This is a genomic window from Arthrobacter sp. 10L430, from assembly GCF_056395245.1.
In genome coordinates, this window is record NZ_JBFTJD010000006.1 from 74,136 (window position 1) to 89,288 (window position 15,153).

The 15,153-nt window shown below is 62.1% G+C and carries 13 protein-coding genes and 2 pseudogenes; 14 read left to right on the plus strand and 1 reads right to left on the minus strand.

Features of this window, described 5'->3' with window-relative positions; genetic code table 11:
- The first annotated feature begins 43 nt into the window (after nt 1–43).
- From AC1DDG_RS08755 to AC1DDG_RS08795, 9 genes and pseudogenes are all read left to right on the plus strand, one after another.
- Nucleotides 44–331, plus strand: a complete 288-nt coding sequence (locus AC1DDG_RS08755) for a UBP-type zinc finger domain-containing protein (RefSeq protein WP_476875749.1) — start codon at nt 44–46, stop codon at nt 329–331.
- Nucleotides 331–2,058 (plus strand): FAD-dependent oxidoreductase, encoded by a 1,728-nt coding sequence (locus tag AC1DDG_RS08760; protein ID WP_476875750.1) that lies wholly within the window; start codon nt 331–333, stop codon nt 2,056–2,058. The genes AC1DDG_RS08755 and AC1DDG_RS08760 overlap by 1 nt, the downstream gene beginning before the upstream one ends.
- 4 nt (nt 2,059–2,062) lie before the next feature.
- Nucleotides 2,063–2,194: pseudogene (locus AC1DDG_RS08765) on the plus strand (glutamate/aspartate:proton symporter GltP); the annotation flags it as partial.
- A gap of 598 nt (nt 2,195–2,792) precedes the next feature.
- Nucleotides 2,793–3,014: a hypothetical protein gene (locus AC1DDG_RS08770; protein ID WP_476875751.1), complete on the plus strand. Its 222-nt coding sequence runs from the start codon at nt 2,793–2,795 to the stop codon at nt 3,012–3,014.
- A gap of 830 nt (nt 3,015–3,844) precedes the next feature.
- Entirely contained in the window at nt 3,845–4,411 is a 567-nt protein-coding gene (locus AC1DDG_RS08775) for a helix-turn-helix domain-containing protein (protein WP_476875752.1), read from the plus strand.
- 1,304 nt (nt 4,412–5,715) lie between these two features.
- Nucleotides 5,716–6,302: pseudogene (locus AC1DDG_RS08780) on the plus strand (recombinase family protein).
- Between the two features lie 224 nt (nt 6,303–6,526).
- A complete protein-coding gene (locus AC1DDG_RS08785) occupies nt 6,527–6,976 on the plus strand; it encodes a Rieske (2Fe-2S) protein (RefSeq protein ID WP_476875753.1) in 450 nt (149 codons plus the stop codon).
- A 513-nt stretch (nt 6,977–7,489) separates the two neighbouring features.
- The gene (locus AC1DDG_RS08790) at nt 7,490–7,717 is read left to right on the plus strand and encodes a hypothetical protein (RefSeq protein ID WP_476875754.1); all 228 of its coding nucleotides are present in this window, start codon (nt 7,490–7,492) and stop codon (nt 7,715–7,717) included.
- 47 nt (nt 7,718–7,764) lie between these two features.
- Nucleotides 7,765–7,986, plus strand: coding sequence for a hypothetical protein (locus AC1DDG_RS08795; protein ID WP_476875755.1), 222 nt, complete (start codon nt 7,765–7,767; stop codon nt 7,984–7,986).
- A gap of 157 nt (nt 7,987–8,143) precedes the next feature.
- Here the strand turns inward: AC1DDG_RS08795 and AC1DDG_RS08800 are convergent, their stop codons facing one another.
- Nucleotides 8,144–9,511 (minus strand): ROK family transcriptional regulator, encoded by a 1,368-nt coding sequence (locus AC1DDG_RS08800; RefSeq protein ID WP_476875756.1) that lies wholly within the window; start codon nt 9,509–9,511, stop codon nt 8,144–8,146.
- Between the two features lie 89 nt (nt 9,512–9,600).
- Between AC1DDG_RS08800 and AC1DDG_RS08805 the strand changes: the two genes are divergently transcribed.
- The 5 genes from AC1DDG_RS08805 (at nt 9,601) to AC1DDG_RS08825 (ending at nt 15,130) form a co-directional block, all read left to right on the plus strand.
- A complete protein-coding gene (locus AC1DDG_RS08805) occupies nt 9,601–10,734 on the plus strand; it encodes a substrate-binding domain-containing protein (protein ID WP_476875757.1) in 1,134 nt (377 codons plus the stop codon).
- Between the two features lie 137 nt (nt 10,735–10,871).
- Entirely contained in the window at nt 10,872–11,945 is a 1,074-nt protein-coding gene (locus AC1DDG_RS08810) for a phosphotriesterase family protein (protein ID WP_476875758.1), read from the plus strand.
- On the plus strand, nt 11,942–12,940 hold the full coding sequence (locus AC1DDG_RS08815) for an ROK family protein (RefSeq protein WP_476875759.1): 999 nt from the start codon (nt 11,942–11,944) through the stop codon (nt 12,938–12,940). The genes AC1DDG_RS08810 and AC1DDG_RS08815 overlap by 4 nt, the downstream gene beginning before the upstream one ends.
- The gene (locus tag AC1DDG_RS08820; RefSeq protein WP_476875760.1) at nt 12,937–13,911 is read left to right on the plus strand and encodes an ABC transporter permease; all 975 of its coding nucleotides are present in this window, start codon (nt 12,937–12,939) and stop codon (nt 13,909–13,911) included. Before AC1DDG_RS08815 ends, AC1DDG_RS08820 begins: the two co-directional genes overlap by 4 nt.
- Before the next feature lie 13 nt (nt 13,912–13,924).
- Nucleotides 13,925–15,130, plus strand: coding sequence for an alanine racemase (locus AC1DDG_RS08825; RefSeq protein WP_476875761.1), 1,206 nt, complete (start codon nt 13,925–13,927; stop codon nt 15,128–15,130).
- Nucleotides 15,131–15,153: the final 23 nt, after the last annotated feature.

Sequence of the window (15,153 nt, forward strand, 5' to 3'; positions counted from 1 at the left end):
TGCCTGTGCCCGTTTCCACGGCCGGACCGACATAGGAGCCAACATGATTCCTGGAATTCGTGATCCGCATCTGGCGCGGATTCGTCCGGTTCGGGTGCGCACACGGCAGGGCTGCGAGGAATGCCTGTCGTTGGGCACTGCCTGGGTTCATTTGCGTTTGTGTCTTACCTGCGGCCATGTCGGGTGTTGTGACTCCTCACCCATGCGGCACGCCCGGGCTCACGCCACCGAGTTGCATCCAACGTTCGTTCCCTGGAACCCGGCGAGGATTGGCGCTGGTGCTATCCCCATGAGACATTCGTCTAGGATTCTGGCGGGCGGGACCAACTGATGGAACCTTTCGCACGCTCGACGCTGGCCGAAACGCCGGATGCCTCCGGCGCCTATCCACGGCTCGGCCAGGCCGAGATCGAATTGTTAGGCCGTGCCGGCACCAGACGGGCCACTCTGGCCGGTGAAATCCTCATACACGAGGGAAACTTCGACACTGACTTCTTCGTCATACTCCAAGGCACCGTACTGGTCGTGGAGGGGCTGCACGCCGCCGGTGGCAGACAGCCTGCTGAGCCGGGCCCCGGGACGCGGATTCTCGAAGTTCACGGTCCCGGACGGTTCCTCGGGGAATTGGGCCTGGTCGATGGGCAACCGGCCTTTGTCAGCACTGTGGCCGCCGAGGCGGGTGAAGTGCTCCAGATCAGCGGGGACGACCTGCGCCGTGTGGTTCTGACGGACGCCGCGGTGGGCGAGACCATCCTGCGGGCATATCTGCAGCGCCGAATCCTGCTGATCAGCGCGGGCGCGGGCATCCGCATCATTGGATCCCGCTTCAGCCGTGACACGCTTCGCCTCTTGGAATTTGCAGCCGCCAACCGCCTGCCTCACCGGCTGGTCGATCTGGAGGACGACGAGCAGACACAGGCTATCCTGAACCGCGCCGGGATCCCCGCAAGTGACCTGCCCGCAGTGGCGCTAAACGCCTCACAGGTCCTCAGAAACCCCTCCAACACAGATCTGGCCCTCGCCATGGGCCTGCGGGTGGTGAAAGAGCATTCTGCCTCGTACGATCTCATCGTGATCGGGGCCGGCCCGGCCGGCTTGGCGGCCGCCGTCTACGCGGCGTCGGACGGGTTGTCGGTCGTCCTCAAAGAAGCCCTCGCGATAGGTGGGCAGGCCGCCACCTCCCCGCGGATCGAGAACTTCCTGGGCTTTCCCGCCGGAATCTCCGGTGGGGAACTCACTGAAAGAGCGATCATTCAAGCCCGAAAGTTCAGAGTCCAGATCAACGTCGCCTGCCGGGCAAACACCATCGCGTTGAGGGACGGCGAATTCCGCGCCGAGTTCAACGAGAGCGGTCCCGCCGTGTCACGGGCAGCGCTGCTCGCCACCGGGGTCCGGTACCGCCGCCTGCCCGTACCCCGGCTGGAGGAATTCGAGGGGACCAGCGTCTTCTACGCTGCCACTGTCCATGAGGCCAGGCTCTGCGGTCTGCAACCGGTGGCCGTCGTCGGAGGTGGAAACTCCGCGGCACAGGCCGCGCTTTTCCTGGCCGGAACGGGAGCACCGGTGCGGCTGGTGGTGCGGGGGGCAGACCTTCGCGCGGACATGTCGGGGTACCTCGCGGAACGGATCGAAGAGCACCCCGGCATACAGGTGCTGCTGGCGGCCAAAATCGTGGGCGTAGACGGTTCAGGTGCCCTTGAACGGATCGTCATCGATCTGGCAGCCACGGGTGAACAACGCACCTTCGATTCCCGGTACCTCTTCATTTTCATAGGGGCCAAGCCGCACACAGAATGGCTGCAGGGTACGCTCGCCCTGGATGACCACGGCTTCGTTCTCACCGGGGCTGATCTCGAGGAGCTTCCTCCTGAGTTCAGCCATCTGGACCGCAGCCGGCTGCCCCTGGAAACCAGCATCCCCGGCATGTTCGCGGCCGGTGATGTCCGGCATGGATCAGTGAAACGCGTAACGGCTGCCGCCGGTGAAGGCTCAACGGCAGTGGCAATGATCCACGAGCACCTGCGCTTCCTTCGGCATGGACCGGCCAGTGGGCGTTAAGGGCGGGCTGATGGTGCCAACCGGCTACTCCTTGGACCTCGACGGCACAGCACTCTACTTGTCCATTTCACTGTTGATCCTCGCCCAGGCATACGAACGCCCCCCTGACCTGGGTCAGCAGTTGGCAGCCTTGGGCGGGCAGGGCCGGCGTTCCCGGCTCCGACAGGTTGGAGCACACCCGAATCTGACAAATTGGGGCCCGCATAGTCTTCTTCTGCGCGCTGAACCCTTGACGCGTCTGTGAGAAAGCTAGTTCTGCATTTTAGGCTGGGTGCGAGGGCCTGAGGAGCCGGGCGGGCACGCTCGCGTCCATCGCACTATTGAACTCCAGGTTTTCGTTTTCGACGATCAGCCTCATGCCATTCGTTCCTGTTGTGCACGAGATGTTCCATCTACCGCCCAGGTCTGCACGAAATGGCCTCTTGGCCGTCTTCTCCGAACGTGGTCGGCCGTAGGATTTCCTGCGAGGCTGATTTTCCGAGCCTCGGAGAGAGAGAAACGGGAGTCACTGCGCGTAGCCCGGTCATTTGGAGTGCGGCCTAATGGGTGTTCTGAATTCACGTTCCACTTATAACAACTGCTGGTCCATGTCGGCCCTTTGCGGGTGGCGGTCCCGGTTGCGGAGAGCCAGCGAAGGCTACGCAGAGCTGTTGAAACCTCACTTCGGCGTCCGGATCCAATTGAAAGAGCCGTATGTCCAGGACCCAAGGCCCACAGAGAGAAGGAACGGCACAGTGATTACGACCACCGAGACCGGCCGTATTTATCGCGTCACGGGAGACACGCCGCGGTTGGTCACCGGTGACCTGAACGCGGCGGTCGAATTAGCCCAACAACACGCCATGGGTGAGGGCAAGCACGGTGTCCTCGTCACGCGGCATGGGCCCTCGTCCTTCACCGTGGCCGTGAGCGGCGATGTTCCCTATGGAATCACTGAGGAACGCGACCACTCCTGACACATCTCTCGACAGCACTGACCCCCTGATCGCGGAGGAAAACGATGGTGCGGAAAGCCGACGAGGTCCGATTGGCCGTCTGGATCGCGGTACCCCCTCTCTGGCTGACTCAGCCCGCTCGTGGGCATGTGCTCGCAGGGAAGTCGAGAGTGTGAACCCATGATTGCTGAATCTGAACCGATCCCGGAGGGAAGCAGCGTTCGCCTGCCCAGTGATGGCCGAGACATGGGTGCGGCGTTTCCCCCATGGTGGGCACCTAAGCTAAGTTCCGTACAACGCACAATGACACTTTCTGTTGCAGAGATGCGCCACATTGAATCTCGGTTTTCATACAGCCGGAAGGTCCCAAATCCATGCAAGACCCGCCGCACGCCAGCGTGGATGCTGGCCCTCAGGGTGCGTCACTTGACCGGATCAGACGCTACAGTGTTCCCGCCGGGCTGAACCCCGAGGAAAAATTCGAACACTGGCGCACCTGGTACGGCAGCGCCATCGCCACTCCCGTCCGGTTGGAAAAAACCGAAAGGCTAATACGACCGGGTTTCAATCCAACCGCCTTAAGCCTGGACGGTCCCGGGTTCAGCCTGGTTGATGTCACCAACGAACCGGCCGCGTGCTACTGGAAGGGGGATACGTCCTCCGGGCACTGGCTGGTGCATTTCAGAAGCTCGTGCGCTAAATTCAGCTTCTCGGGACGCTCCGAAGAAGTTTCTCCTGGCACAGTCAGGTTTCTTGATCTTTCTTCCCCCGGCAACTTCCATGCGCCAACCGGCCTAAGCGCTGTGCGGATCCAACTCGATCGGTCCCTGCTGGGTTTAGACGACAAGTCCGTGAAACGGCTGGAGGGATTGGGCGACATCAGCGAGCATTCTCTGGTGCGCGGGTTGATCCTTCCTGTCTTGTCCGGCTGGCAGCGGACGGGCATGGACCAGGAGATGCCCCGTCTCCAGCCGGTCATCCGGTCCATGATGACGGCCCTGGCCAGCTCGCTGCTCGAAGCGCCCGCCGAGGACGGCGACCTGCAACCGGCCCGGATCGCGGCGGTCAAGAAGTTCATACGCAAGAACTTCCGGAACCAGGCCCTTGATGTGGACGAGGTGGTGGCCTACTCGTTCCTTTCACGCCGTGCCCTTTACTACCTCTTCGAAAAAGAAGTGTTTCAAGTCAGCGGATACATCCGCGCGCTGAGAACCCTGGAGGCCCTCGAGCTCCTCACCGACTCAGGCCACTGGAAACGATCCCCGGCGGACATAGCGGACGCCAGCGGGTTCACAAGCCTGCGAGCCATGCGGCGTGCTGTCAGGGACGCAACCGGCTCCTCCCTGAGGGACGTGCAGGAGAACCCGGAAGTGCTGCGGATTCGAGCCGCTGAACTAAGAAAACGGATGGGGATCTAGAACGGAGGCGTAGCATCCGGCACGGCAAAATGTTCACCGCCCGTGTGCTCTGCTAAGCGCTTCTCCGTCCCTTTGTGTCCCGCGTCTGGCACGAATGCCCGACCGCCACTCGCCAGAGGGGCCTCCACCCTGTCCGGTTCTCCGAAGCGCCAGGGCGCTGCCGGCGGAGCGTCCTTCTGAGTGGTTCACTGCGTCTTCCGGGGGGATTGCTCGATCGACCTGGTCGCGTGCCTTGGATCGCGCGTTGCATTTGACCGGGCGGGGCCCATCCACGCCTCTCTTCAAAATTGGGCGACGGAGGAACCTGCCTGGGCCGAGCGTTGGCTGAACGGTCGTCTCTGTGCACGAAATGGCTCACATGTCGTCAAAAACTGCACGAAAGGACAACCATCACCGGAAGGACACCCTTAGGATTTTCTATGAAACAAATCTTTAGAGTCACGAAGCTAGAGACCGAAGAGTTGCAGTTACTTCCAGGCTTCATCGGGGATCCGGACGATGCGTCGGAATTTACGGGCTTTGCCTAAAGCCACTGCCTGTTCCCCTCGAACCAATCTGCGGGGAGCACGGCCTCGGATACGGAGATGCATGAATGACCTCGCAGAGACTACTGGATTCCGCCAGCTGGTGACCGGTCCCCCTATGGGTCTTGGCAACACCTCGCGTTAATTCAGGAGAGACGAAATGAGAGCACTGAACCCCGGGCAGGCTCGGCAGGACTCTGTTCGAAGTCTCCACTCCCCCATCTTTGACTATAAAGTGGTCGTCCTCGGCGTGATGTACCCGAACGTCTTCTCACGTCAGCCCTCCAATCCCGCCATCGAGGAAGCAACTTACCTCCTTCATGACCTAACCTTCGTTAGGCAGCACACAGCCGTCATCTTTTATGACCCGTTCTCCCCGGACGGAAGCGACGAGCTAAAACAATATCGCCCGTCAGGAGGAAATGGGAGGGACGAAGAGGAACATAGGTGCCGAAAGGCACCAAAGGGTGGGCAAGGGATTCGTAGGGAAGCCATCCAAGCTGTCGTGAGCGATCTGGCCCGTCTTTCGGCAAGAACCCAGGATCACGAAAACGGATGACGCGAGTGGTCGAGGAGCCCTATCACCTCACCGTGATTGCCTCTTCCGCTGCCCGCTACGGCGAGAATGTCTACTGTCTCCACTTTGGGCGCCAAGTTGGACTACACCCCAGCCTGACAAACGGGCCCCGCATCTCTTGACTTTCTTTCTGGAGGGGCCTAGAACTCAACCTGACAGGACGAGGGCGGGAGGCGCCGGTGACTGGACAGCGGATCGGGTAGGTGCGCGTGAGCACGCTGGACCAGAACGAGAAACGCCAACTCGAAGGCCAGGTCCTGGACCGGGTCTTCACGGACAGGGCCTCCGGCAGGGACACCACCCGGCCAGAACTGACGGAACTGCTAGGGTTCGCCCGCGACGGAGACACCGTGGTTGTGCACAGCATGGACCGGCTCGCCCGCAACCTCGATGACTTACGTGCCCTCGTCCAGGGTCTTACCCGCAAAGGCGTGCGGGTGGATTTTGTCAAAGAGGGCCTGGTCTTCACCGGCGAGGACTCCCCCATGGCCAACCTCATGCTCTCCGTCATGGGCGCCTTCGCGGAATTCGAACGCTCCCTCATCAGGGAACGCCAGAGGGAAGGCATCGCACTGGCCAAGCAGCGCGGCATCTACAAAGGGCGGAAAAAGACCCTCACGCCAGACCGGGCGGCCGAACTTGTCCAGCGCGCCGGCATGGTGTTCCGAAGGCACTCCTTGCCCGTGACTACGGCATCAGCAGGGAGACCGTCTACCAGTACCTGCGCCAAGCTAGGGTGAACGACTCCCCTACCGGCGCCGCCGTTAAGCCCCGGCCGAAGCGTCGATAGCTTGACGGAAGGTCCATTATCGTCACTCAAAATTGTTGAAAAAGCAGCGGCTTCGGGCTTCCGTGACCAGTGCACGTGGGCCGATACGGAGGAGTCGTTGGAGGTTACGAACCAGTCGTTGAGGTAGTCGGAGTTCCGCCCCCCGTGGTCCGGCGCATGTCGGGGGCCTGCGGTGTTTTCGGGGAGCGCAGCATACTTTCAGGCTGAGCTGGCACGATAGCTCCATGAATTCCGGAAAGCCCCTGCCTCGACGCTCCCTGTTGCTGGGTACGGCTGCCACCACGGTCGGCGGCGCGCTGGGGCTGTGCGCCTGCTCCGTTTCACCCTCGGGTGGCACCGCCGTCCCGCTGGCTCCCGGCGCTTCAGCGCCACCCGGTCGTCCTTTCCGGATCGGGAAGCTCAGCGAGATCAACGTAGGTGACACCGCCACCGGGAAAGCCAATGGAAGGACCGTCGTTGTCTTCAGACCTGAAGACCGCAAGGTCGTGGCCTATGACGCAACGTGCACGCACGCCGGCTGCCCCGTGGCGCCTGCCGGTACGAACTTCGAATGTCCCTGTCACGGCTCCACTTTCCGCGGTTCAGACGGCAGCGTCATCACCGGGCCGGCGCGCCGCCCTCTCATGCCTCTAACCGCCGCCATCGACGAAGACTGGATCACCGTCGTCGCCTGACAATTTGGATGAAATGGCACGTGGCGCCTCGCTTGGACTGTCGGTCTGCTCTTTGAGACACCAAGCCCAGATGCACCTGAGAGCGCCGGCGGGCTCGGTCGGGCCTGCCGCACGGCCTACAGGACGGTCTGGCCTGGGAGGTCCCCGCATTGCGCCGTGGCATGAGCAAACAAGCTGTCCACGGCAATACCGAAGCGACAATCCACCGTCCACGCTTCGGAACTCAGCCTTCTGGCTGAGGCCCAAACTTCCATGGCCAATCCACTCCCCCGCCCCGGTTGACGGAATCTCCCCTATCGGCGTTGAAACTACATAAGTAGAAGTAGCTGCGAGAACCTCCGCGTTAAGGAACCTGGCTCATGTCTCCGTGGGCGGGCGGGCGTGCTGCAGTGACTGCCTTTGCGGCCGGAACTTAGACGTCTTCCAAGCGTCGAACTTGAATCTGCCGATGGTTCGGCGATTGATTGACCTAAAATGCGGGTGTAAGTCTGCGAGTTGTGGAACGATGAGTAAATGAGTACAAGTCCCGAGACGTCTTCCGCGCTTCGAAATCAGTCCCGAGCCGTCGAGGCGAAGCTGGCGGAACGCGTCGAGAATGAGGTGCCCGCGGAAGAAATGCAGCGGGTGAACTTTGAGGTTTCCAGGAGCAAACGCGTCAAGCTCAAGATCCTTGCCGCCAAGCGGGGGCAGAGCGTTAAGGAGTTTCTGACGGAGTACATCGACTCCTTCCCGGACGAATAAAACTCATGGCGGATTGAGCACCAATGGAACGTAGCGAAGGAGCAACTATGGCAACAAACCCGACGATTTTCGTCAATGTGGATGAAGAGTATCCAGTCTTTAGGATGGTCGAGAAACAGGAATCTTACCCGGCCGCAATAGCAATCGAAGCGGACCAGGCAACGGTGGAGCGGTGGCAGACAGTCATCGACGCCTACGAGGACGTGCGAGCCGAGATTGCTGCGAAGATCACAGCCGCCACCGGCACGACTTATCCAGAGCTCCTCTAACTAAGGAGCCTTTGGGGTCGTTGATCGCTCTCAGGTTGACGAAAGATCGGTTATCGGCGTTATTGAGCACGGCTGTCGCTGGCCACAAGATCTTCCGTCAAGTAATCCCCGCTCCCCCTGCGTGATGCCGGCTTTAGGCAAAACGTAAACCTGTGAATCATTGATTCAGAATTTGGAACGGGTTGGAGGTGGAATGGCCTCCTTGGACCCGCCTAATAGTTTCCGGCGTCAGCGTTTGCGATACAGGCAGGTCTGCCAGTGACTCCTGCTGCATTCCGAGGTCCGCGTAGACAGCATGAAGGCCCGCTACCACGGCCCCCACAGCGCCGGAAAAGTCACCAAGGGCTGCGGGCAGCAGCCTCGGGGACATCCGCAGGTTGTGTTCAAGGGCGCTCTCATATCGGCCAAGGCTCGACGTCAGTGATTTGGCGATGCCTCCCCCGAGCACAATGATGTTCGGCTCGCAAGAGACCGTTATGGCCGTCAATGCAATCAGGAGAGCATGATCGAAGTGTGCACGCAGGGTTTCAATCCCGCCCTTGTCCTTCTCAACGAAAAGTTCCGCGGGACTCAGCAGCGCAACACCTGCTTCAGCAGCCCTCCGCAGTATTCCCGGCCCCGTAAGCATGTGTTCGAGTTTTGTACCCAGCGGACCCACTGGGAGTTGGCCAAATTCTCCTACAAGGCCCCTATCTCCCTGGAGAACCTTCCCATCGATGGCGATCCCTGCACCGAGCCCTGTTCCGAGGGTCAGCATCGCAGCGGTCGGCGATGTCCGTGCGGCCCCGAATCTTTGCTCGCCGAGGAGGGCCAGGTTTGCGTCATTGTCTATCATGACGACCTTCTGGACCGCTGCCTCAAACCTTTGCAGAAAGCGGCGGTCTTCCACCTGCGTCAGGTGGTGGGCGTTGGAGACAGATCTGTCGATGCGGCTGACCGCTCCTGGGAGACCCAGGCAGACGGCGCCTACGAGCCGCCAGTTACTGCCAGCAGCCGAGCGCACCTCCGCCGCCAACCATTCTGCGAGATCCGGGGCGTTCAGGGCCGAGGGGGTGGGCACGTCAAGCGCCAGGATCGGGTTGGCCAGAAGATCGGCAACAATGATGCGGGTGTTCGAGGCACCTAGGTCTATGCCGAGGACGTACGACCGGCCCGCGACGACGTCCAGAAGCACGGCTCGGCGGCCCCTGTTTTCGGACACGATTTCCGAGCCTTCGACCAGAAGTCCTTCTTCAATCAGGGAGTCGACGGCCCGCGTGACAGTTGCCGTGGAAATGCCGGTGGCTTCAGCGATCTGTTTTCTGCTCGCTGGGGCCAGCCGGAAGACCTCGGCCAGCACGGTGCCACGATTCATCATTCTCGTGCTTTGAACCATCGAGATCCTCGTAGTTTTGGAATCAGCATGAAGTAAAAGATACCCGAGATCACTCCGTTTCCACCACTCCAAGCACAACTTCCAAACATTTTTCCGCCACAGCTCTTGACTTTGATTGCACTCTGAAATCAAAATGGATGAACACGTCAAGGGCGACTCCGTCCAGAGGTCCGGACTCCAGCGACTGGGTGCCATGGCATCGTCCCCTGACAAGCAGCTCAAGGAAGGTCAAGGACCCGATGGAAACACTCACACTCACAGGACGGCGCCAGATGCGGTGGCTCGTCGCCGGCGCAATGGCGCTGGCACTCTCACTAACCGGCTGCTCCGGCCCCGGGGCAGCACCCGGGGCCGGAGCTCCGGCCACACAGGCAACTGAGCCCAGCCTCGCATTCGTTGGCCCCAACGGCGAAAAGCCAGGCAAGCTCGCTGACCTCGTGCTGACCGCAGACGAAAAGGCCAAAGTCAACAGCGGCAATTACACGGCCGCGTTCGTTTGGCACACGTCCTCGGAGTTTGTTTCCGCAGTTGAAAAGGGCGCCCGTGAGCAGTTCAAGGACCTGGGGATCAAAGTCGTTGCGAGCACGCAGGCCGGCTTCGACGCTGCCACCCAGGCCAACAACCTTCAGACAGTGCTGGCATTGAACCCTGACATCATCGTCACCATCGCAGTGGACCCGGTTTCGGCGGAAGCGACATTCAAGCCGGCAGTCGAGAAGGGGATCAAGCTCGTCATCATGACCACGCCCCCCGCGCACTACAAGGCAGGGCAGCAGTTCGTGTCCATCGTGACGGAATCGCTTACTGAAGCCGGCAAGCTGAACGCCACAATCCTCGGAGACGCACTCGGCGGCCAAGGCGACATCGGCTACATGTACCACGATGCCGACTTCTGGTTCACCAACCAGCGCGACAAGGCTTTCAAGGCTTGGACGTCCTACCTCTACCCCAACGAGAAGATCGTCGCCGAGGAGGGCTTCACTGACGAATCAAAGACCCAGGAGATCGCCGCGGCGATGATAGCGCGCCACCCGGACCTGAAGGGCATCTACGTCCCGTGGGCAACTGCCGCCCAAGGTGTGCTCGCCGCCCTTCGCGACGCCGGCCGATCCGATGTCAAGGTAGTGACCAACGACCTCGACGCCACCCTTGCAGCCGACATGGCGCGCGACGGCAACGCGGCCGGCCTCGTGGGCAACAGCTCCATCTCTATTGGCAAGGGACTGGCCACCGCCTCCGCCTACGGCGTGCTGAATAAGCAGGCGCCCGCGCTCGTGGCTGCGACTCCGACGGGGATCACCAAGGACAACCTGGCCCAGGGCTGGAAGGACGATTACGGCACCGAACCGCCGTCGAGCGTCACGGGGAAGTGACCCGGCACTGATCCCGGGCCCGGCGGAAAAGCGCTGGGCCGGAATCAGAAAAGTTGTAGACCCCGTTGGCCAATGACGCGCCACATGCCCTCATCACTAAGGCCCAACCTACGGGCACCTCTATAAAGGAACCTCCCATGGCACAATTTGTGCAGACCGTACTCGGTCCGGTCGACCCGGCCAGACTTGGAAAAATCCTCCACCACGAACACCTCACATCCCTGGTTCCCGGACCATGGCTGTCAGGTGGACGTCCGGAGACGCTCGCTGATCCGCACCGGCTGGTGGTTTCGCCAACCGACCCCGCCTATGCAGACGACCAGGTGCGCCAAGCCGTCGGCGCCCTTAGCGGGCTCAAGGACTTGGGCTTCGACACGGTTGTGGACCTCAGCCCCTACAGCGTCGTCGGCCGCTCGGCGCTGGGCGAAAACCTGAACATCCTGCAGCGCGTCTCGGAGCAGTCCAGGGTGCACATCGTGGCGGGAAGCTCCGTCTACCTGGAGCCTTACAGCCCGGCCTGGACCGCCGAGGCGTCCCTCGAGCAGATGACGGAGCGGTTCACCCTGGACGTCTCCACGGGGATCGGTTCCACGTCGATCAAAGCCGGCATCCTGGGTGAACAGGCCACGGGCCTGAACGAAATCACAGCCCACGAAGAGAAGTGTCTTCGTGCTGCCGCGCGTGCGCACCAAGCCACAGGAGTGTCCCTGGTGACGCACACTACACACGGGACAATGGCCCTTGAGCAGATCCAGATACTGAACGAGGAGGGGGCCGACCTCAGCCGTGTAGTCATCGGGCACATGGACATCCAGCCCGATCTCGAGTACCTGCTCAAGGTCCTGGACACCGGAGTCAACATTGCCTTCGACACCATCGGCAAGGAATTCTGGGACTTCGTCCTGGAGCCCGGCCCCGCCCAGCCGGCCGAAGGCGAGTACTCCAAAAGGGCCTACTACCGCTCCGACGCGAGCAGGGCAGCACACCTGGCCGACCTGGCCCACCGGGGCTACGCAGGGCAAATTCTGCTCTCCCAGGATCTCACCGGCGCCGAGGTCTACCTCAACCCCAGAACCCACGGAGAGTGGGGTTACAACTACCTTGGCGCGGCCTTCATCCCGATGGCAGCCGAACTGGGCCTGTCACAGGCCCATGCCGATCTGATGCTGCGGGACAATCCACTCCGGCTCCTGACGCAGGAGGCACCATGAGGACCGGCTCAAATCATGCCGTCAAAGATGCGACCTACGTGGTGGGCGTTGATCTCGGAGGAACAAAGATCCGGGCCGGAATTGCCAGCGAAACCGGGACCATCCTGGCTGACCGGAAGGTGCCCACCAACGCCGGAGGAGTCAACATTATTGAACAGATTGTCGGCCTCGTCAGTGAGTTGTGCGCAGTCGTCGGCGCAGGCACCGATCAGGTCGCGGCGACCGGCATCGGTGGTGCTGGAGTTCCAGACAGCTCCGGGGAGAACTTCGACCAGGCTCCCAACCTCTCGGGACTGCGGGACGTGCCTTTTGCGCAGGACCTCATGCAGAGGCTCGGGCATCCCGTGATCATCGAAAATGACGTCAATGTCGCCGCTCTCGGAGAATTGCACTACGGCCTCGGACTCGGCCACTCTGACTTCGTCTTCGTCTCCGTCGGCACCGGGATCGGCATGGGCATCGTGGCGGACGGCCGGCTCATACGCGGTGCCAGTGGGGCGGCAGGGGAAATCGGCTACCTTCCCTTCGGAACGGACCCACTGACCGCGGAAAACCAGGTGCGTGGCCCGTTGGAGGAAGCGGTAGCAGGCGACGCACTGGCACGCCGGTACGAGATGGCTACAGGGTACAGGATCTCCACCCGGGAGATCTTTGCGAAGGCACAGGACGGTGACACACACGCGCTGGCCGCCATCGACGATGAGGCACGATGGCTCGCCGCGGCCCTCGTCGCAGTCAACGCGGTCCTCAACCCGGAAGTTTTCGTGATCGGCGGCGGCATCGGCAGCAGGAAGGAGCTCTTGCCCCACCTCCACACCTGGCTGACCCGCCACGGAGTGTCTTCACTCGATATCCGCATCAGCGAACTCGGCCACCGTGCACCAGTAGCCGGCGCGGTCCGGCTCGCACTCGCGGCCGCCAAAACCGGACTGCCCAGCCCTACCGAGACCGTCTCCGCACTGACCGGCCCTGCTCAGAAAGGACACACACTGTGAGCACCACAACTCTAGCGAAACCAAATTTCCTCACCCACGTCAAGGAGATGAACTGGAGCAACTACGTCGTCTACATCGGATTCGCGCTCGTGTTCCTGTTCTTTGCAGTGACACAGACGGCGTACTTCCTCAACGCGACTAACCTGCTCAACATCGTGATCCAGGCAGCACCGATCACGATCATGGCGGTCGGCATGGTCTTCGTGCTGAGTACAGGCGAAATCGACCTCTCCATCGGCTCGACCGTAGCACTGTCTGCGTTGACAACCGGCGTCGTCCTTCAAGGAACCGGGCAGTTTTGGATCGGCGCTCTGGCCGGGCTGGGGGTGGGCATCATTGTCGGGCTCGTCAACGGCTTCTTCATCACGATGGTCCGTCTTCCCTCTTTCCTGGTGACTCTGGCCACGATGGGCCTGATCGCCGGCCTCGCCCGACAGCTAACAGACCTCCAATCGGTACCGGTGACCGACCGCGCCTTCGTCTGGCTCTTCGGCGGCGGTGATCTTCTCGGGTTGCCGATCATGCTGTGGTGGACGGTCTTGGCGGTCCTCGTCGGCTGGCACCTGCTACGGCAGCGCCGGTATGGCGCCCACGTTCTGGCCGTGGGTAACAGCGCGTCGGCAGCCCGGGTGAGCGGCATCAAGGTCAACCGTATCCGGCTGATGGTCTTCGTCGGTAGCGCCATGGCCGCGGCCCTCGCCGGTCTCCTGTACGCCGGCCGCCTGCACGGCGCCCGCTACACCCTGGGTGAAACCGACCTGATGACAGTCATCGCGGCTGCCATCGTCGGCGGCACCAGCCTGTTTGGCGGCAAGGGGACGGTCATCGGTGCCCTGATCGGCAGCCTCCTGATGAGCATGATCAACAACGGACTCATCCTCGCCGGGCTCAACGTCTCCCAGCAGATGATCGTCCGCGGCCTGATCATCCTCGTTGCGGTCTCCTTCTCCCTCCGCGGCAAGAAAAGCTAGAGAAAGGATCCTCATGTTCCTCGACCTGCTTCGACGACGAAACCCCCGTTTCCTCTCGGCAATTTCCCAGCTGCACACAGCCGGCGACCTGCCCGTCAACTGCTACGCAATTGACCTTGACGCCGTCGAACGCAATGCTGTCGCATTCGCCGCGGAAGCGGCGCGTCTCGGACTGACGCCGTTCGCCATGACCAAGCAGATAGGCCGCAACCCCGACGTCTCCAAGACACTCGTGCGCTCAGGCATCACCCACGCCGTCGGCGTCGACCTGCAGTGCGCGGTGGCAGCGGCTTCGGGAGGCCTCCGCGTGGGGCACCTTGGCCATCTCGTTCAGATACCCCGGCACGAGGCCGATCTGGCCGCGTCGCTGGAACCGTTGTACTGGACGGTCTTCAGCGAGACCAAGGCCCGGGAGGCAGGTGCCGCCGCACTAAGGCGCGGCCGCGTCCAGGATGTCCTCCTCCGCGTGGTCGCCCCCGATGACCGCTTCTACACCGGGCACGAGGGCGGCTTCCCCTTGGAAGGAATCGTGCAGGCGGCCGACACCGTCGACGCCATCCCCGGCGTGCGCTTCGCCGGCATCACCACGTTCCCCGCCACCCTGTTCAACCCGGCAACAGGGACGGCAGAGGCTACCCCGAACAGACGCACCCTCGCCCGTGCAGCGGCGCTCCTCGAAGCCAGCGGACGGACCGGATTCGCGGTGAACGCGCCCGGAACCACGTCAATTTCGGTGCTGGAGGGGCTGGCCCGCGACGGAGCCACCCAGGTGGAGCCAGGCCACGGGCTAACGGGAACCACCCCCCTGCACGCCGTAGCGGATCTGGCCGAAGAGCCTGCCATCGCGTACGTCACCGAAGTCTCGCACCTGTGGAATGACAGGGCCTACGTCTTCGGCGGAGGATTCTACGTCGACCCGGTCCTTGGTGAAGGCACCACGCGCGCGATCGTCGTTCCCGGCGCCTCGGACGTCTCGGCCGCGCCTGCGCTTCCGGTGGAAATGCCTGCGCCACACGCGATCGACTACTACGCCACCATCCCGTTGGACCACGCAAGTCCCGTCGCAGAAGGCGACACGGTGATCTTCGGGTTCCGTCCGCAGGTGTTTGTCACCCGGGCACTGACCGCGGCCATCTCCGGCATCTCCACAGGCACCCCCCGGGTCGAGGGCATCTGGGCATCCGACGGCTCCGCACCGCTCGCCCTGGCCCAATCCTGACACCGAAGACAGATAGGACACAT